Annotated in this window: 18 protein-coding genes; 13 read left to right on the top strand and 5 right to left on the bottom strand. The window is 46.4% G+C overall.

What is annotated here, in order from left to right:
• Positions 1–120 precede the first annotated feature (120 nt).
• The 12 genes from leuS to lipA all read left to right on the top strand — a co-directional run bounded on the left by leuS (position 121) and on the right by lipA (position 12294).
• Positions 121–2700 carry a leucine--tRNA ligase gene (gene leuS, locus K6Y21_RS00525; RefSeq protein ID WP_233069648.1) on the top strand — a complete coding sequence of 860 codons (2580 nt, stop codon included), beginning with the start codon at positions 121–123 and terminating at the stop codon, positions 2698–2700.
• A gap of 14 nt (positions 2701–2714) precedes the next feature.
• Entirely contained in the window at positions 2715–3206 is a 492-nt protein-coding gene (locus tag K6Y21_RS00520; protein WP_233069647.1) for an LPS-assembly lipoprotein LptE, read from the top strand.
• Positions 3207–4235 carry a DNA polymerase III subunit delta gene (gene holA, locus K6Y21_RS00515; protein ID WP_233069646.1) on the top strand — a complete coding sequence of 343 codons (1029 nt, stop codon included), beginning with the start codon at positions 3207–3209 and terminating at the stop codon, positions 4233–4235. It begins immediately after the preceding gene.
• Entirely contained in the window at positions 4213–4896 is a 684-nt protein-coding gene (nadD, locus tag K6Y21_RS00510; protein WP_233069645.1) for a nicotinate-nucleotide adenylyltransferase, read from the top strand. Before holA ends, nadD begins: the two co-directional genes overlap by 23 nt.
• 69 nt (positions 4897–4965) lie before the next feature.
• Positions 4966–5304: a ribosome silencing factor gene (gene rsfS, locus K6Y21_RS00505; RefSeq protein WP_233069644.1), complete on the top strand. Its 339-nt coding sequence runs from the start codon at positions 4966–4968 to the stop codon at positions 5302–5304.
• A complete protein-coding gene (gene rlmH, locus K6Y21_RS00500) occupies positions 5301–5771 on the top strand; it encodes a 23S rRNA (pseudouridine(1915)-N(3))-methyltransferase RlmH (RefSeq protein ID WP_233069643.1) in 471 nt (156 codons plus the stop codon). The genes rsfS and rlmH overlap by 4 nt, the downstream gene beginning before the upstream one ends.
• A 3-nt stretch (positions 5772–5774) precedes the next feature.
• On the top strand, positions 5775–7748 hold the full coding sequence (mrdA, locus tag K6Y21_RS00495; RefSeq protein ID WP_233069642.1) for a penicillin-binding protein 2: 1974 nt from the start codon (positions 5775–5777) through the stop codon (positions 7746–7748).
• A complete protein-coding gene (gene rodA, locus K6Y21_RS00490; RefSeq protein WP_233069997.1) occupies positions 7745–8851 on the top strand; it encodes a rod shape-determining protein RodA in 1107 nt (368 codons plus the stop codon). The genes mrdA and rodA overlap by 4 nt, the downstream gene beginning before the upstream one ends.
• A gap of 224 nt (positions 8852–9075) precedes the next feature.
• Entirely contained in the window at positions 9076–10248 is a 1173-nt protein-coding gene (locus K6Y21_RS00485) for a serine hydrolase (RefSeq protein ID WP_233069641.1), read from the top strand.
• Between the two features lie 145 nt (positions 10249–10393).
• On the top strand, positions 10394–10663 hold the full coding sequence (gene ybeD / locus K6Y21_RS00480) for a DUF493 family protein YbeD (RefSeq protein WP_233069640.1): 270 nt from the start codon (positions 10394–10396) through the stop codon (positions 10661–10663).
• A gap of 21 nt (positions 10664–10684) precedes the next feature.
• Positions 10685–11332, top strand: coding sequence for a lipoyl(octanoyl) transferase LipB (lipB, locus tag K6Y21_RS00475; protein WP_432757969.1), 648 nt, complete (start codon positions 10685–10687; stop codon positions 11330–11332).
• On the top strand, positions 11329–12294 hold the full coding sequence (lipA, locus tag K6Y21_RS00470; RefSeq protein WP_233069637.1) for a lipoyl synthase: 966 nt from the start codon (positions 11329–11331) through the stop codon (positions 12292–12294). The genes lipB and lipA overlap by 4 nt, the downstream gene beginning before the upstream one ends.
• Before the next feature lie 82 nt (positions 12295–12376).
• Here the strand turns inward: lipA and proB are convergent, their stop codons facing one another.
• The 5 genes from proB to K6Y21_RS00445 form a co-directional block, all read right to left on the bottom strand.
• Positions 12377–13480, bottom strand: coding sequence for a glutamate 5-kinase (gene proB / locus K6Y21_RS00465; RefSeq protein ID WP_233069636.1), 1104 nt, complete (start codon positions 13478–13480; stop codon positions 12377–12379).
• A 146-nt stretch (positions 13481–13626) separates the two neighbouring features.
• On the bottom strand, positions 13627–14028 hold the full coding sequence (crl, locus tag K6Y21_RS00460; protein WP_233069635.1) for a sigma factor-binding protein Crl: 402 nt from the start codon (positions 14026–14028) through the stop codon (positions 13627–13629).
• 165 nt (positions 14029–14193) lie between these two features.
• Positions 14194–15456, bottom strand: coding sequence for an esterase FrsA (frsA, locus tag K6Y21_RS00455; RefSeq protein WP_233069634.1), 1263 nt, complete (start codon positions 15454–15456; stop codon positions 14194–14196).
• A 203-nt stretch (positions 15457–15659) separates the two neighbouring features.
• The gene (gene gpt, locus K6Y21_RS00450) at positions 15660–16121 is read right to left on the bottom strand and encodes a xanthine phosphoribosyltransferase (RefSeq protein WP_233069633.1); all 462 of its coding nucleotides are present in this window, start codon (positions 16119–16121) and stop codon (positions 15660–15662) included.
• 46 nt (positions 16122–16167) lie between these two features.
• The gene (locus tag K6Y21_RS00445; protein ID WP_233069632.1) at positions 16168–17460 is read right to left on the bottom strand and encodes an NCS2 family permease; all 1293 of its coding nucleotides are present in this window, start codon (positions 17458–17460) and stop codon (positions 16168–16170) included.
• Positions 17461–17823: 363 nt separating this feature from the next.
• On the opposite strand from K6Y21_RS00445, the gene K6Y21_RS00440 reads away from it, so the two are divergent.
• Positions 17824–19461 carry a methyl-accepting chemotaxis protein gene (locus K6Y21_RS00440; RefSeq protein ID WP_233069631.1) on the top strand — a complete coding sequence of 546 codons (1638 nt, stop codon included), beginning with the start codon at positions 17824–17826 and terminating at the stop codon, positions 19459–19461.
• Positions 19462–19488: the final 27 nt, after the last annotated feature.

Genomic DNA, 19488 nt, shown 5'->3' with positions numbered 1-19488 from the left:
TTCTCACTAAAAACATGCGAAAAACGCCAGCCAAGGCGACTCCCTTATTGTTGCCTTGGCCCTGCTGCTGTATCCTATGCCGATATATTTTAACCCCATTGATGTGCGGACAAACAACATATGCAAGAGCAATACAACCCCAAGGACATAGAAACCAAAATTCAACAACAGTGGGAAACTGACAACAGTTTCAAAGTTGAAGTCGATGAAAGCAAAGAGAAGTTTTACTGCCTATCTATGTTCCCTTACCCTAGTGGCCGACTGCATATGGGCCATGTTCGTAACTACACCTTAGGTGACGTGGTTTCACGCTACCAACGTATGCAAGGTAAAAACGTATTACAACCTATGGGTTGGGATGCATTTGGCCTACCCGCTGAAAACGCCGCAATAAATAACAATACCGCGCCTGCTAAATGGACCTACGAAAACATTGAGTACATGAAGACCCAGCTGAAACAGCTAGGCTTTGGTTATGATTGGGACAGAGAGCTGGCCACTTGCCAACCAGAATATTACCGCTGGGAACAATGGTTCTTCACTCAGCTTTATGAAAAAGGCTTAGTGTACAAAAAAATGTCAACCGTCAACTGGGATCCCGTTGACCAAACCGTACTCGCTAACGAGCAAGTAATTGATGGCCGCGGTTGGCGCTCAGGCGCATTAGTTGAGCAAAAAGACATCCCACAATGGTTTATTAAAATCACCGATTACGCCCAAGAGCTACTTGACGATTTAGACCAACTCGATGAGTGGCCAGAGCAAGTTAAGACCATGCAGCGCAATTGGATTGGCCGTTCTGAAGGTGTGGAAATGACGTTTGGCCTAGTGGGCCGCGATGATACTTTTGATATCTACACCACCCGTCCCGACACCGTCATGGGTGTGACTTACGTGGGCGTTTCTGCGCAACACCCATTAGCGTTAGAAGCGGCAGAAAATAACCCCGCTTTAGCCGCCTTCATTGAAGAATGTAAAAACGCCAAGGTAGCCGAAGCCGACATGGCCACCATGGAGAAAAAAGGTTTTGATACTGGCCTAAAAGCCATTCATCCGCTAACAGGCGCCGAAGTACCGGTTTACGCGGCTAACTTTGTATTAATGGGCTACGGCTCTGGCGCGGTGATGGCCGTACCGGCACACGATCAACGTGACTATGAGTTTGCCAAACAATACGGCCTTGAGATTAAAGGCGTTATTAAACCTGTTGAAGGCGAGCTAGATATCTCTGAGCAGGCCTATACCGAAAAAGGCACATTATTCAACTCGGGCGAATTTGACGGCCTTGATTTCCAAGGCGCGATTGATGCCATTGCTGCCAAATTAGAGGCGCAAGGTAAAGGTAAAAAAACCGTTAACTTCCGTCTACGCGACTGGGGCGTATCACGCCAGCGCTACTGGGGTACGCCAATCCCAATGATCAACCTAGAAAACGGCGACGTGGTGCCAGTACCAGAAGATCAACTCCCTGTCGTATTACCCGAAGATGTGGTCATGGACGGCGTGACGTCACCCATTAAGTCCGATCCTGAGTGGGCTAAAACCAGTTATCATGGCGAAACCGCGTTCCACGAAACCGACACTTTCGATACCTTTATGGAATCAAGCTGGTACTACGCGCGTTACTGCTGTGCCAACAATGACCAAATGATGCTAGATCCTAAAGAAGCCAACTACTGGCTTCCTGTGGACCAATACATAGGGGGCATCGAGCACGCCATCTTGCACTTACTGTACTCGCGCTTTTTCCACAAACTATTGCGTGACACAGGTTTGGTTGAATCAGACGAGCCGTTTAAGAAGCTCCTGACTCAAGGCATGGTATTGGCTGACGCCTTCTATTATGAAGACGAAAAAGGCGGTAAGGTTTGGGTATCACCACTGGATGTAGAAGTCCAACGTGACGACAAAGGTCGCATTACCGCGGCGCAAACCAAGTCGGGTAAAGAAGTGATTTACACAGGCATGAGTAAAATGTCGAAATCGAAAAACAACGGTATTGACCCGCAAGTGATGGTGGATAAATACGGCGCCGACACCGTACGTTTATTTATGATGTTTGCCGCACCTGCCGAGCAAACCCTTGAATGGCAAGACTCAGCCGTAGAAGGTTCACTGCGTTTCTTGAAGCGTGTATGGAAACTGGCCCATGAGCACATTAGTGCGGGCGCAGCGCCTGAACTTGAGGTAGCCAGCTTAAACGAAGCGCAAAAAGACTTGCGCCGTGAGCTGCACAAAACCATTGATAAAGTATCCGACGATATTGGCCGTCGCCAAACCTTCAACACCGCCATTGCCGCTGTGATGGAGCTGATGAACAAGCTAACCAAGGCGCCATTAACTCAGCCACAAGATCGCGCCCTAATGCAAGAAGCATTGGAAGCCATTGTTCGCCTACTTGCCCCGATTACACCGCATATTAGTGCTGAACTATGGCAAGCTCTGGGCCATCAAGGCAATGTAGAAGCAGCACCTTGGCCTGTTGCTGACGCCAAAGCCATGGTTGAAGACACCAAAACCGTAGTGGTGCAGGTCAACGGTAAGTTACGTAGCAAGTTAACGGTCGCCGCAGATGCGAAACAGGACGAAGTAGAAGCCCTAGCAAAAGCGGATGAAAACGTGGCTAAGTTTATCGATGGCAAAACCATTCGCAAGGTGATTTTCGTTCCCGGTAAGCTGCTTAATATTGTTGCAAACTAATACGTAGAGGCTCAATGTCGATTTTAAAACAGGCTAGCCTATGGCTAGCCGGATTATTGCTTTTAACAGGCTGTGGCTTTACCCCAAAAGGCCAAGTGATTAATCGTGCTGACATTAACAGTGTGTATTTGTCTACGCCCGATCCTTACGGTCAATTAACCCGCGAGGTAGAGCAACAATTACGCTTTGCTAAAATCGATATTTTGCGCCACCCCGATGAGCACATGGTACAACTCAGGGTAGGAAGTGAGCAACAATCAAAACGCACCATTTCACTTTATGATAATGGCCAGTCGGCTGAATATGAATTGGGCTATGGCGTGCAGTATCAAATTATTCAACCCGGCAAAGAGCCACTGAGCTTTACCATTAACATCCATCGTGATTTTCTTGAAAACCCTCAACAAGCGCTAGCCTCATCTCGTGAGGCTGAGCTTATCTTGAATGAGATGCGAGAGCACGCGGCACGTCGTATTATCCGTCGTCTCACTACGTTGGAGCCGTAAGTGCGGGTTTATCCAGAAGCTCTGGTTAACCATTTAAAACAACTCAAAGACGCGTATCTAGTCTTTGGTGATGAACACTTATTGCGTTTTGAAGCGCTGCGCGATATTAAACAGGCAGCGCAAAAGCATGGTTTTCAAGAGCACCATCAATTTGTTACCGACAATGACATGAATTGGGATCAAGTGTTTGATTGTGCCAATGCCATGTCATTGTTTTCTAACCAACAAATTATCAGCATTGAAGTCACTAAGACAGATAAACGCATCACCGACGCCCTGTTTGAGCTAAGCCAATTAAATAACCCCGATACCTTATTGATTGTCCATGGCGAAAAACTCAGCCTACAGCAAATGAAGGCAAAATGGTTTGTCGCCCTATCTGAGCAAGGCCTGTACATTCCAACAAACCATCCTGAAGGTAAGTTTTTCCCGCAATGGATGCATAAGCGTTTGCGCGCCGCTGGCTTAACCGCGACTCAGGATGTGGTTAACTTTATGTGCCGTAATTTTGAGGGGAATTTATTAGCCTGTATGCAAGAAATCGAAAAACTTGCATTACATTTTGGTCAAACAAAATTAAGCCTGCAAGATGTCGCCAATAACATCACTGGCCATACGCATTTTGGGGTTTTCCAATGGCTAGATACCTTGTTTGCAGGTAAGGTCAATCGAGCTCAACGTATGTTGCAACAGTTACATGAAGAAGGCACTGACATCGTATTACTCAGTGGTACCCTTAATAATGAAGTCAAAAAGCTACTTGAATATCAGTATCAGCTTAACCAAGGTCAACCCTTTGCAAACATCATGAAGCAAGCGCGTGTGTGGAGCAGTAAACAAGCGTTAATCAATCAAGCCTTAACTCGCCTTCCCAGTCGAGAGTTAGAGTATATCTACCAACTATGCTGCCAACTAGAACTCAGCATCAAAACCCAATATGAGCAAAACAGCTGGCCTCAATTACAAATGATCTGCCTATTGTTTCAAGGAAAAACGGCACAGCACTATGCACTCTCCCAACCCAATTGATCATCATACGCCCCACTTAACAGGCCCGGCTCAACCCATTGCCATCATGGGCGGCTCGTTTAATCCGATACACTATGGCCATTTACGTCCGGCTTTAGAGCTACAACAAAGATTAGGCTTTGCTGCGGTTCACCTAATGCCAAACCATATCGCCCCCCACAAGGCGCACGATTCAACGACGACCGAGCAGCGCTGCGCCATGCTTGAATTGGCCATTCAGGGAGCCCCTACCTTGGTACTTGATACCTGCGAGCTCACCTTACCGCAACCGAATTACTCTGTCGCTACCTTAAGTGAACTGCGCCAGCGTTATCCTGACACGCCTTTGTGTTTTATTATCGGCATGGACTCCTTTATCAACTTACCCAAATGGTATCGCTGGGAATCACTATTAGATTACTGCCATTTGATTGTGTGTCAGCGCCCGGGTTGGCAACCGACTTATTGCCAGCCACTTCGTAATCAAGTGCTGCCTCATCAGATCACTGAGCCGTCATTATTACATCAAGATTTACACGGCCATCTATACTTTACCCAAGTCACTCAATTGGCGATCAGTTCCAGTCAAATAAGACAATTACGTCAGCAAGGACAGTCAATTAAGTATCTGCTACCCGATCCCGTTATTGACTACATAGAACAAAACCAACTGTATCTTTAACGAGACTACTTAATCCCTTTGTTTGTTCATGTTAGAATGCCGCCCTTAAATTAATCAGAGGAAAATCCATTGCAAGCAGAAGCATTACGCCAGTTCGTGGTAGAAAAAATCGAAGATTTAAAAGGTCGTGACATCACTATTTTAGATGTGCGTAGCAAATCTAACCTGACCGACGTAATGGTGGTTTGTTCAGGTAATTCGAAACGCCACGTTATCTCCATTGCGGAGAACCTATACACCGAAGCTAAGCGTGCCGGTAACAAACCCTTGGGCATGGAAGGCAACGACACAGGCGAATGGGTATTGGTAGACTTAGGCGACATCGTTGTGCACGTGATGCAAGATGAAACACGTGATTTTTACCAGCTTGAGAAATTGTGGAACGACGCGGGCGAGCAAACCCAATGAAGATCCAACTAGTGGCAGTGGGCAGTAAGATGCCTGATTGGGTGGAGCGTGGCTATCAAGAATATGCGCGGCGCTTTCCCCATGATATGCCCTTAGAGTTAGTCGAAATTGCGGCGGGAAAACGCGGTAAAAATGCCGATATCAAACGCATTTTACAAAAGGAAGGGGAGCTAACCCTAGCCGCGATCCCGAAGGGAAACCGCATTGTTACCCTTGAAGTAACCGGACGCCCTTGGGATACCCCCACTCTTGCTAAGCAACTGGACACCTGGAAACATGATGGTCGTGATGTGAGCTTACTGATTGGCGGCCCGGAAGGACTGGCTCCAGCATGTATTGCAGCATCGGAACAAAAATGGTCGTTATCGCCCTTAACCTTACCTCATCCATTAGTGCGCGTGGTCGTAGCGGAATCACTTTATAGGGCATGGAGCGTCACCGCAAACCATCCCTACCACAGAGAGTAATTAATGAACCAACCCAGCGTAGCAATGCGAGATCATAGCGCCGAATCTGCGCTGTTTGTCAGGCGAGTCGTCGTCAGTATTGTGTTTGTGCTGACATTAATTTCGATCTTGTTCTTGAACCTGTATTACCTGCAGGTTGAATCGTTTCAAGTCTACAAAACCCGCTCAAACGACAACCGCATCAATGTGTTACCTGTGGCGCCCAATCGGGGGTTGATTTACGACCGCAATGGCGTGCTGTTAGCAGAAAACCGCCCTATCTTTAGTCTTGAGATCACCACTGAAAAAATCGCGGATCTCGAGCAGACCGTTAACGACTTAGCTCAATTACTCGGGCTAGATCAAGACGATATCGACAACTTCTATCGTCAAAAAAAACGTCAACGCCGGTTTAAGCCCGTTGCCCTAGTGCCCCGTTTAACCATGGAGCAAGCGGCCATCTTTAGTGTTAACCAGCACCATTATGAAGGGGTCAATATCGAGGCTTACCTAAAGCGTTACTACCCTTATGGTGAGACCTTAACCCACATGCTCGGCTATGTCGGAAAAATTAACGACAGAGATGTCATTCGACTAGAAAAAGAAGGAAAATCAGCGACCTACGCCGCAACTCGTGATATCGGTAAACAAGGTATAGAGCGATACTACGAAGACATGCTACACGGAGTGCCCGGTTATCAAGAAGTTGAGGTTAATAACCGCGGAAAAATCATTCGCGTACTGAAGTTTGTTCCACCAGAGCCCGGCAAAGATATCTACCTCAATATCGACCTCGCGATGCAGCAAAAAGCGAAGAAAATGCTTGATGGCCGACGGGGCTCGGTGGTGATGCTCGATGCCAATGACGGCGGTGTGTTAGCCCTAGCATCTAGCCCCAGCTACGACCCGAACTTGTTTGTTCATGGTATTAGTAGTAAAAATTACAATGCCTTATTGCATTCAAAAGATCGCCCGCTCATTAACCGAGCGACGCAAGGGCGTTATCCACCGGCATCAACCATTAAAATGCAAATGGCGCTGCTTGGTCTGAACGAAGGCGTTGTCACCCCTCAAACCCGGATTTGGGATCCAGGCAGTTGGCAAATTCCTAACACGTCTAAGCGTTTTCGCGATTGGAAACGTTGGGGCCATGGCTGGGTAGATGTTTACCATGCCATTGAGCAAAGCTGTGATACCTATTTCTATGATTTGATTTATCAGGTAGGGATAGATAAAACCAGTGAGTTTATGAAACAGTTTGGCTTTGGCGATTACACAGGCATTGATATTGCCGAAGAAACCCGAGCCGTGATGCCTTCACGCGGCTGGAAGCGGGCGCGCTTTAATCAACCTTGGTATCAGGGAGATACTATCTCTGTAGGTATTGGCCAAGGGTATTGGACAGCCACCCCGATTCAACTGGCCCATGCGACGGCCAACCTAGCCCGTCGAGGCGAGATCATTGTGCCTCGGCTCCTGAAGTCGATTCGCACGGTCAGTGGTACATTTGAAGTTCCGCCTGATCATAAGCCACCGATAGTGCTCAATAATGACAGCCACTGGCAGGTGGCCCTTGATGGCATGTACGGTGTCGTCAACAAAAAAACGGGGACAGCCCATAAAGCGTTTGCCGACACGGCTTATGTTGCAGCGGGTAAATCCGGTACCGCTCAGGTTATCGGCATGAAAGAGGACGAAGAATACGACGCCGAAAAGTTAGCTGAACATCATCGTGATAACGCTATGTTTGTGGCTTATGCCCCGTTTGATAACCCTGAAGTGGTTACTTCCGTCGTGGTAGAAAATGCCGGTGGCGGAAGCTCTCACGCCGCCCCCGTTGCACGAGCAATGTTAGATGCCTACTTTGAGCGCAAACAAGCGCAGCCATTTAACCCATCATTCTCCTTATCGAATAGCTTACAGAGTAATTTAACCCGAGATGAGTTAGAAACCTTAAGTGATGAGCAGCCTGAATCAACAGAAGTAGGAGCCCAATAGTGGAGCGCCGTCAAGAAAACACCATTTGGTACAAGTTACATATCGACTTGCCCTTGTTACTTGGCTTATTGGGCTTAATGACCATTAGTTTGATTGTCCTCTATTCTGCCGGCGGACAAGACATGGACTTAATGCTGCGCCAAGCGGTACGCTTGGGCTTTGGTCTTATTACCATGTTTGTGTTAGCCCAATTTTCCCCCAGCTTTTATGCCCGCTGGGCCATGCCGGTGTTTTTGGCAGGCGTTGCCTTGCTGGTTGCCGTACTCTTAGTGGGTCATGTTGGTAAGGGTGCCCAACGTTGGCTCAACTTAGGCTTCTTTATGTTTCAGCCCTCTGAAATCATGAAATTGGCAATGCCATTAATGGTTGCCAGCTATATCGGAAATAAAAACTTGCCGCCTAGTTTGAAACATACATTTGTTGCTTGCGCCATTATTTTGACCCCGACCCTGTTGATTTCCAAGCAACCCGATTTAGGGACCTCTCTTTTAGTCGCGGCGTCTGGCGTGTTTGCATTATTTCTGGCAGGCGTTAGCTGGAAACTTATCGGCGTAGCCGTGGCGGGCGCATCTGCCTTCGCCCCCGTGCTGTGGTTTTTCCTAATGCACAATTATCAGCGCCAACGCGTACTGACCTTTTTAAATCCAGAGAGCGATCCCCTTGGCTCGGGCTACCACATTATTCAATCAAAAATAGCCATCGGCTCTGGCGGTATTTTTGGCAAAGGCTGGATGCAAGGCACCCAATCTCAACTCGACTTTTTGCCTGAACGGCACACTGACTTTATTTTTGCGGTTTATTCCGAAGAGTTTGGTTTAGTGGGGATAGCCTTACTGTTGCTACTGTACATTTTTATTATTTGCCGTGGGCTTTACATCGCAAGCCAAGGCCAAAGTGCATTTAGCCGTTTAACCGCAGGCGCACTAACATTAACCTTTTTTGTTTATATTTTTGTTAACATTGGCATGGTCAGTGGGTTATTACCCGTTGTCGGGGTCCCCTTACCCTTGGTAAGCTATGGAGGGACCTCCATGGTAACCTTGATGGCGGGATTTGGCATCTTGATGTCAATTCATACCCATAAGCGCTTGTTAGCAAACTAATGAGTTGTAACATCACAAAATACCCGTTTGTAATTGAACATGATGGCATTTAACCTGTCATAACCAAGAAGTTGGCTGAAATATCTGGCGTGAATAAGCGATACCCACTCCGCCCATGTGCCAACTTCTGCTATTTTTTGAATGAAATTGTGCGCCGTGAATCGAACACCTATTCGTATTCAGGGATTTTCCAATAGTGACCAAATAAAGAGACCTGCATTTCAATGTCGATAATTGCCAATATTTCGCGAAAGACCGCCCTCCTTTGTTTATTTATCAGTACCAGTGTATTTTCTGCTCCCAAGGCCATCCCGAATGCGCCGACCATTGCCGCTAAAGGCTATTTGTTGATGGATTACGACTCGGGTGAAGTGTTAGCCGGCAATAATGAAGACGTGCCAATTCCTCCCGCCAGTTTAACCAAGATGATGACCAGCTATGTGATCGGTCAAGAAGTCAAATCAGGCAATATCTCACTGGATGACCAAGTGGTTATCAGTGAAAAGGCTTGGTCTAAAAACTTCCCAGACTCTTCAAAAATGTTTATTGAAGTGGGTAAAACCGTCTCGGTTGCTGACTTAAATCGTGGCATCATAATTCAGTCTGGTAACGATGCATGTGTTGCCATGGCTGAACATATTGCCGGTAGTGAAGAAGCCTTTGCCGATCTCATGAACTCGTGGGCAAAACAATTGGGCATGACCAATACCCACTTTGAAAACAGCCATGGTTTGCATTCAGAAACCCATAACACCTCGCCTCGTGACATGGCTATTTTAGCCAAGGCGATGATCCGAGATGTGCCAGAAGAGTACGCAATTTACAAAGAAAAAGCATTTACATTCAACAATATTACCCAATACAACCGCAACTCGTTATTGTGGGATAAAAGCCTGAATGTCGATGGCATCAAAACAGGCCACACCAGTGCGGCAGGCTACAGCTTAGTGTCTTCTGCCACCAAAGATGGCATGCGCTTAATTGCCGTTGTGATGGGCACGAAGAGCGAACAAGCCCGTAAAGAAGAAAGTAAAAAATTACTTAACTGGGGTTTTCGCTTTTTTGAAACCCTTACACCCTACCAAGCAGGTGATAAACTGGCCTCTGAACGTATTTGGATGGGCGACACCGAATATGTTGATCTAGGCTTGGCCACGAGCACGCCCATCACCATTCCTCGCGGCTCAGCTAAAAGCTTAAAAGCCAATTTTGTACTTGATACTGAATTATCTGCCCCTATCGCGAAAGGCCAAGTGGTCGGTAAAGTGTATTATGAAGTCGACGGTGAAAACCTGGCCGAATTTCCCCTTGTAGCCCTAAATGATGTCAACGAAGGCAGCTGGTTTAGCCGTTTGATGGACTACTTCCAATTACTGTTCAAACGTTGGTTTGGATAAGTTGATTGCGCTGCGCTCCCTTTGAGCGCAGCCTCCCAAATAAACCGCATAAAAAATGTGATATACCTCAACATCCAGCTGAGGTAAAATTAGCCGTCTTAGCCCAACACTGGGCCTTGATTGATTTAACATAGTGAAGTAAGCAATGGCATTAAATACGCGATTCGATGAGTTTTTAGAATTTCCCAATGATTTTTTGTTCAAAGTCGTAGGACTTGCACAAAAAGAACTGCCAGATTTAGTGGTTGAGGTCATTCAGCAACACGCCCCCGGTGACTATAGCCCCACCATTCGTGCCAGTGCCAAAGGCACTTACCATACCGTGTCTGTTAGGGTGCGAGTGGAAAGCAAAGAGCATATCGAAACCCTTTACACCGCATTGGGTAAAATAGATATCGTACGCACTGTACTTTAATTTATGTCGGCAGGTTATCCCTTGATAAGCCAAAAGTTGATTGTCAGGCAGTATCCGCTGTGCGAATACCAAACAGTTTGGCAACAAATGAAAACCTTTACCGATACCCGAGGTGAACAAGACGCCGACGAAATCTGGCTGGTGCAGCACCCCAGTGTGTTTACCCAAGGCCAGGCCGGTAAGGCTGAGCATGTTCTGATCCCTGGTGACATACCGGTTGTTGCATCCGATCGCGGTGGGCAAGTCACTTATCACGGTCCCGGACAGCAGGTCGCATACATTTTAGTCAACCTCAAACGCAAAGACTTCGGGGTTCGTGATCTGGTCAGCCATATCGAAAATGCCTTGATAGCCCTGCTACAAGAATATCAAGTTGAGTCTTACGCCAAACCCGATGCGCCTGGCGTTTATGTCGGTAATAAAAAAATGGCTTCGTTGGGACTAAGGATCCGTAAAGGTTGCTCATTTCATGGTTTGGCTCTGAATGTTGATATGGATCTTACCCCATTTCAACGTATTAACCCTTGTGGCTATGCAGGACTTGAAATGACTCAGCTTCGCGATTTTACCGATGCTATTGATTTTAACCAACTGCAACGCCAGTTGATCGAACAACTCAGCCAATTACTCGATTACAACGAGATGGAATGGACAGGTCCAAAACAATGAGTAAACCCAATAAACCCGTTGCTGGCGTTAAATTAAGAGACGCAGACAAGGTATCTTTGATCCCTGTAAAAGTCGTCCCCAGTGACAAAGCCACCATGTTGAAAAAACCTGAGTGGATGAAAATAAAACTGCCTAGCTCAAGCGCCCGCATCCAAGAAATCAAAGATGCCATGCGTAAGAATGATTTACATTCGGTGTGTGAGGAAGCCTCCTGCCCTAACCTATCTGAATGTTTTAATCATGGTACGGCAACCTTTATGATCTTGGGGGCCATCTGTACTCGACGTTGTCCTTTTTGCGATGTTGCCCACGGTCGCCCTTTACCGCCGTCGGCCGAAGAGCCAGCCAAACTTGCGCAAACCATTAAAGATATGAAGTTGAAATATGTGGTGATCACCTCAGTGGATCGTGATGATCTGCGAGATGGCGGCGCACAGCATTTTGCCGACTGTATTCGTGAAATTCGCGCGTTGAATCCTGAAATCAAAATTGAAATCTTGGTGCCTGACTTTAAGGGCCGTATGGATCGCGCTCTAGAAATCTTAAAAGACACGCCCCCTGACGTGTTTAACCACAACCTAGAAACCGCCCCAAGATTGTATAAAAAAGTACGCCCTGGCGCTGATTATCAGTGGTCGCTCACCTTGCTTAAGCGCTTTAAAGAGCTGCACCCTAATGTGCCAACCAAGTCAGGTTTAATGATGGGGTTAGGTGAAAGCAATGAAGAAATTGAGCAAGTGATTAAAGATTTAAGTGCGCATGGTGTGACCATGCTAACATTAGGTCAATATTTGCAGCCTAGTCGCAATCACCTTGCTGTTGAACGTTATGTGCCTCCGGCAGAGTTTGATGCACTCGGTGAAATTGCCAAGCAAAATGGCTTCACTCACGCAGCTTGTGGCCCGTTTGTGCGCTCGTCATACCATGCCGACTTACAAGCCGCGGGGAAAGAAGTGAGCTAAAATAACACTCACGGTCAGCCCTAATACACAAAAAGGCCCATCTGGGCCTTTTTGTTATCAGTCACAAACCGCCGTCGCTACCCTACAGTACCACCAGATCATCTCGGTGGATGGCCACGGAACCATAGGCATAACCTAGCGCAGCCTCAATTTGTTCCGAATGTAAGCCTTTAATTTTGCTTAGCTCGCTACTTGAATAGCGGGATATGCCACGGGCAATCACCTTGCCCGCTAAATCAGTCACCAAAATCACATCACCACGGCCATATTGCCCATGCACTTGAGTGATCCCTTTGGGCAATAAGCTACTTCCTTTTGCCGCCACCGCATTCGCAGCACCTTGGTCGATCATAATCGAGCCAGCAGGGGGAGGACCGGCCAAGATCCACTGCTTACGGTGCTCAAGTGGCGACTTTTTCGATAAAAATAAGGTCCCTAAAGATTCACCTTCGGCAATGCGTTTAATCACCTGCTCTTCATTACCCGCTGCGATCACCACATCAATCCCGGCTCGTATCGCGACATCTGCGGCTTGTAACTTAGTCGCCATGCCTCCAGTACCTAGGCCTGACACACTGCCGCCGGCTAACATGCGAATTTCATCGGTAATTTCGGTGATCTGCGAAATTAATTTTGCGTCTTTATTATTTCGCGGATCCGCGGTATACAGACCCGCTTGGTCTGTCAGTAATAACAATAAATCAGCATCGGCGAGTATTGCAGCCAACGCTGAAAGGTTGTCATTATCACCCACTTTGATTTCAGACGTGGCCACGGCATCATTTTCATTCACAATGGGAATAATGCGATGTTTTAGCAAGGTGCGCATGGTATCGCGCGCATTCAAAAAACGCTCTCGGTCATCTAAGTCGGCACGTGTCAGGAGCATTTGACCAACATGTAAGCCGTAAATGTTAAACAGGTTTTCCCATGCTAAAATCAGTTGGCTTTGCCCTACTGCCGCCAACATTTGCTTGTTGGCCACGGTTGTAGGGAGATCATGACGGCCAAGGTGTTCGCGCCCAGCAGCCACCGCCCCTGATGTCACTACAATAATTTGATGACCCGCTTGGTGCAGCTTGGCACATTGCCGTACTAACTCGACCATATGAGCACGATCGAGTTTAGCGCTTCCGCCAGTGAGCACACTGGTCCCTAATTTAACAACGATGGTTTTTTTTAACATGGGGCTGGCTAATTCAATAAGTAAAACATAAACCTAATTGGCCATCATGATACCAAGTTTATGGTGCACTCACACCTGAAAAATCGGCTTTGATACAATAATGCAGCGATCACCAGCACGACGACGTTATGTGCTGGTGCATAGGACTAAGCAGCGGTTAAAATGAGGTTTCTATCAAGGGAAGAAGAAGGCTGTAAGTCGAGCTCAAAAGTGGTCTCTACCAGCTCAGACACTTTGTCAAAGAACACTTGTAACGAGCGCGTCACTTCAGCTTGATGTGGCTTAGGAATGGCTTGCTCTTGCCAATGACCCGCTACATCATAAAAACCATAGTGATAGTGATAAGTAAAACCCGTTTCTGTTTTAGTTAACTCAAGCCACCAGCCATAGAACTCGCGCAGCTCTGGCTCGGCATTAATTTTTACACATACCGCCAAACAATCAAAAAAGAACTTCTGCTCATCACTTTGACCAATACGAAAATAAGGGCCAATATCGGTGAACTTTTTAGTCAATCGTCCCTGAGCTGGGAATTGCGCTTGCGCCATCTTTACTCGTCTCCTTCACGTTTAGAGAGGATACCAATAACTGATTAATGGATAAGGTGCAATGACTATCACACCGTAGCCTGATCCAGCTCGCGATAATTAACAGAGTGCACAATAACAGTGCAATTTAAGCCGGCACCATGTCATGCTAAAGCCAAACCGAGTTCAGTCTACCAAGTGTTGTTTAAGCCACTCAGCCGCTTGCTCTAGGGCATGAAAATACGATTGGAATATAGGCGGTTTGTCTATCACTATGGATTCACCCCGTTTACTGCCATTGGCAATCTTTAGGATATCTTCTTCAGGGCAAATAAGGTCATCGGCATGACCTATGCTTAACAATGGCACTTGGGTTTTACTGCGACCGAGTAAGCCCTGACGGGACAGAGAAAAAACCTTACAGTGGTGAAACAAACGTGCACTGTCTTCACTGGTCAAACCCATCCGATTCGCGATGGCATCCCGCATCATTTGCGGTAGCGCAGCAAACCGCTCCGGCTCCATAAATAGTTTATCAACCGCACCACCGATACTCACTGCGGCTTTAACATTAAATGGCTCAAGATAGGCCAAGCGAGTGACTAAATTGGCGCCCAAACGACCGCCCATTAAGGCTATTTTATCATGGTCTAACCAAGGCACTTGCTTAATATGCTCAACCACAGCGCGCAGCAAAGCCGTACTATCTTGTTCTAACTTGATACCACTCGCAAATCCTAGCCCCGGCATGTCCACGGTTAACATGGCCAGCCCAGCGGGGGCTAAATGGCGTTCAAAAATCTTAAAGTATTCGATTTGCATACTGTCGATGGCACCACAAACCACCACCACAGGTGACGGCACGTCATCTTGGGCGAGATGTAAATAACATTGAACTTTCTTATTACCATAAGGCACATCGACAATGCGCAAAGGACAAGGTAATAACTTCCCCATCTCGCGATAGCATAAATTTGCCAGTGTTTGAGCCTGTAGTGCTAGCTCATCACCTTTTAGATGGGGATAGCCAGAGATAGCATAATATTGCGAGGCAAGGTAAAAGGCGTCTTTTGCAAGCTGCGTATCACCCGCCACCAGGGCATCTTTTGCTGTATGTTGCCACTGTGATGCCGGCTGGGTCCACTCATAAGTCCAATTCCCCGAGTGGTAATCCTTAACCGTATCGAGTAGATCATCACGTGTACGCTTTTGCTTTGACACCGCTATTTTGGCAAATATCTCTTCCACCGTAACAGGATCAACACCTTGCCAAGCCCATTGAGCGCGACGTAAAGCTCGGTACCAGCCACTCACAATTTCATCATCCATCATCTCCCCAACCACTTGCTGCTCCTTGCCAACCTGAGCGCTAGGGTTAGTAATGGTTGATGTTTCGGGATAATTGAAATTAATCTTGAATAATTTTTCTGAAAGATTTTGACTAGACATAAAGGAACTTGTTGTTGATTAATTGACTAAATTATACGTCTTTTATTGGCATTTGGCAGAGTGAATCTCATTGCCATCATTGGCTTAGATCAACGAGTTATAAAGTAATTTGATAATATACCCACCTTCTTAAAGATACCTGTTCCAGGTAGATTGGGTATAAACATTAAAAAAGCGGCCTCAGCCGCTTTTAATAGAGGGGATTATTGTTCATCAACCAAGGGCGTGGTGTAACAAAGGGACATATCCCAAGGCTGCTCAATCCAAGTATCTTGTGGAATTTCAGTAATAAAGTCATCCACTAAGTGTTTACCCGCGGGCTTGGCAAAAACCGTAACAAAACGGGCTTTTGGCAACATCTCACGGATCACTTTAGCTGTGCCACCCGTGTCGACTAGATCGTCAACTACAATGAAGCCTTCACCATCATGATCAACACCTTTGATCACTTTCAATTCTTTTTGCTGATCATGGCTATAGCTCGCAATACAAATGGTATCAACATGACGAATACCTAACTCACGAGCCAAAATAGCTGCAGGTACAAGACCACCGCGACTAACAGCAATAATACCTTTCCATTGATCAGCTGGAAGTAACTTACGCGCCAAACGGCGAGATTCTCTTTGCTCTAATTCCCAAGAGACGTAGAATTTTTTGCTCATATTTACCTCAATATGATTCAGATTGACGTTGGCGCAAAGCGATCATTTAAAACTGCAATGCAAACTTAACTGTAAATAGGATTGCCAATACCCAAACACTGCTACTTACCGACATCGCTTTACCTGTTATGAGCTTGATGACAGCATAGGCGATAAAGCCAATTGCAATACCATGTGCAATTGAAAATGTCAGTGGCATTAATAGCGTCACCACCACAACGGGCGCAGCTTCAGTAATATCGTGCCAATCAATGCGGGTTAAGCCCGACATCATTAATATAGCAACATAAAATAGCGCACCTGCAGTGGCATAAGCTGGTACCATACCGGCAAGGGGCGCAAAGAATAAACATAAAAGGAATAAAAATCCAACTATAACCGCAGTTAATCCTGTTTTTCCGCCTTCAGCAACACCACTGACACTTTCAATATAGCTGGTCGTCGTCGATGTTCCCATCACAGAGCCGGCAATAGAGGCACCACTGTCGGCCAATAGCGCACGGTTCAAACGCGGTAAATTCCCTTTTTCATCAAGTAATTTCGCTTTATCGGCCACCGCAATTAAGGTGCCAGAAGTATCGAATAAATCAACAAATAGGAAGGCAAACACCACACTGATCATGGCAACATTAAATGCACCAGCAATGTCTAATGCCAAATAAGTCGGTGCCACAGAAGGCGGCATAGAAACAATACCGCCATAAGCGATGTCGCCCAATGCCCAACCAAGGAAGGTCACGCCCAACACGGCGTACATGATGCCGCCCTTAACGCGAAAATGCACCATAGCAATAATGGCAAAAAAGCCCGCACAGGCTAATAGCGAATGCAGTGAAGTGATTTCCCCCATCGACACTAAGGTATTTGGGTTACCCACCACGATACCCGCATTTTTCAGCGCGATTAATGCGAGGAACAGACCAATACCGGCGGCAATACCCGTTCTTAAAGCTTGTGGGATACTGTTAATGATCCACTCTCGAATGCGAAACAGGCTTAGTAGCAAGAAACAGCAGCCAGATAGGAAAACGGCACCCAGTGCCACTTCCCAGCTATAGCCCATATCACCCACCACCACATAAGCGAAGAACGCGTTTAAGCCCATGCCCGGGGCGAGAGCAACGGGGTAGTTTGCATAGAACCCCATAATAAAACAGCCAATCGCCGCGGCTAAACAAGTTGCAACAAAAACCGCACCGCGATCCATACCCGTATCAGATAGCATGCTTGGGTTAACGAAAATAATGTATGCCATGGTTAAGAAAGTAGTGATACCAGCGATAACTTCCGTTCGCACACTGGTGCCGTTCTCTTTCAGTTTAAATATTTTTTCTAACATCTTGAGGTCCATTGTTGGTTAACTCCCTATCGTTTAACAACGATTCCCTGTTGCGCCGGAAAACTACTTAGTCAACTTTTGCACCCCATGTTGGTTTATTTATTGGGTAGGGGGAGGTGTATGAAATTGAGCGGCGGATTATAAAAGTCTGCTCAGCAATTAACCATGACTTTAGTCAGAATTAGCTCAGTTTCGCCATAAAATTAATCAATCAAAATCATCAAAGCAGCTGAAATAATCAAAACTAAATCACATAAAAGACCAGTGAAATATTCTAGTAAGCTGAAAGTGTGAACAACGCAAAATTTTTCATTGTGATTTATTGATACTAATCAATTAAATACAACCTATCGAGGTACTGCGATGTTATCAATATTAAGAAAACTGTCTATCGGTCATCGTTTATATGGCAACCTGATTATCGCTTTATTAGGCATGTGCGCATTAATCGTCTTAGTGTTAGTTCAGTACAAGCATGCCTTACTTGAAGATAAGCGTCTGCAAGTACAATTTGAAGTGGATACGGTTTACTCACTCATCCAACATTATCATCAGCAGGCTAAGGATGGGGTATACGACGAAGCAACAGCGCAGCAAAATGCCATGAATGCGATTAGAGCCATACGGTATAACAAAACCGATTACTTTTGGATCAACGACCTTGAGCCTGTAATGGTAATGCATCCTATCAAGCCTAGCCTCGACGGCAAACCCTTAAGTGATTTACAAGATCCCAATGGTAAACGCCTGTTTGTTGAATTTGCGAATATCGTTAAACAACAGGGTGAAGGCTTTGTTGACTATCAATGGCCAAAACCTGGCTTTGACCAACCCGTAGATAAAATATCATTTGTTAAGGGCTATCAACCTTGGGGTTGGATAATCGGCACCGGACTTTACATTGATGACGTTGATGCACTTTACAGCGACATGGTTTACCAAGTCAGCGGCGTATTTATCGCCGTTGCCCTACTGCTACTGGGGCTTTCTACATTAATCATTTTAAGTATCACTAAACCCTTGAAACATACGTCCATCGCGATGGCTGAGATTGCACAAGGAGATGGAGATTTAACCCAGGTCTTAACCGACCAAGGCCAAGATGAAATCGCCCGACTATCAGACAATTTTAACTTGTTCACGCACAAAATTGCCGAGTTAGTCAGGCAAATGCAGCCGGTAAGTCAACAAGTTGGCGATACAGCAGAACATTTAAATCAATCCGTTAATGCTAATCACCGTATTGCTGAGCAGCAACATCATGAAACCGATGGTGTCGCCGCAGCAATGAATGAAATGCTAGCGACCACCCAAGAAGTGGCGAATAGTGCCCAATTGGCTGCCGACTCAGCTGGCGATGCCGACCAACGGGCGCAACATGGTCAAGCAGCAGTTGAGCAGACCATCAGTTCCATTGCACTGCTCGGCGAAGAGCTCAAAGAAACCGTTACCTTAGTTAACCAGCTCGAGCAAGATAGCCAGCAAATTGGCACTATTTTAGATGTGATCCGCGGCATTGCCGAGCAAACTAACCTGCTCGCACTCAATGCGGCTATCGAAGCCGCGCGTGCCGGTGAACAAGGTCGCGGCTTTGCTGTGGTAGCCGATGAAGTGCGCACTTTAGCAACACGCACGCAGGCTTCCACCGACGAAATTCAAGAGATGATCGCTAAATTACAAAAGGGGACAAATAGCGTTGCCTCGTCTATGGAGCAAACCCAAAGTCAATCAGACAAGACCGCCAGCCAAGCGACTAGCGCAGGGGAAGCGCTCAATGAGATTGTAACGGCCATTAATGTTATCACTGATATGAATCATCAAATTGCCAGTGCGTCAGAGCAACAATCTAAAGCATTAGATGAAATAAACCGAAATGTGACCAATATTTCGGAGCTGGCGAGTGAATCAACGGCAAACAATCAAACCACCAGTGAAGTCAGTGGGCAATTACAACAAGTGGGTCAGGAATTACGACAACTGATGTCGCAATTTAAAGCTTAACCTTACTTTCTATACCCTATCTACTTG

It is taken from the genome of Motilimonas eburnea (genome assembly GCF_021295345.1).
In the GTDB taxonomy this organism is placed as follows: domain Bacteria; phylum Pseudomonadota; class Gammaproteobacteria; order Enterobacterales; family CBDFNC01; genus Motilimonas; species Motilimonas eburnea.
The sequence above is the reverse complement of the archived record's forward strand: the minus strand, read 5'-3'. Positions and strand labels throughout refer to the sequence as shown.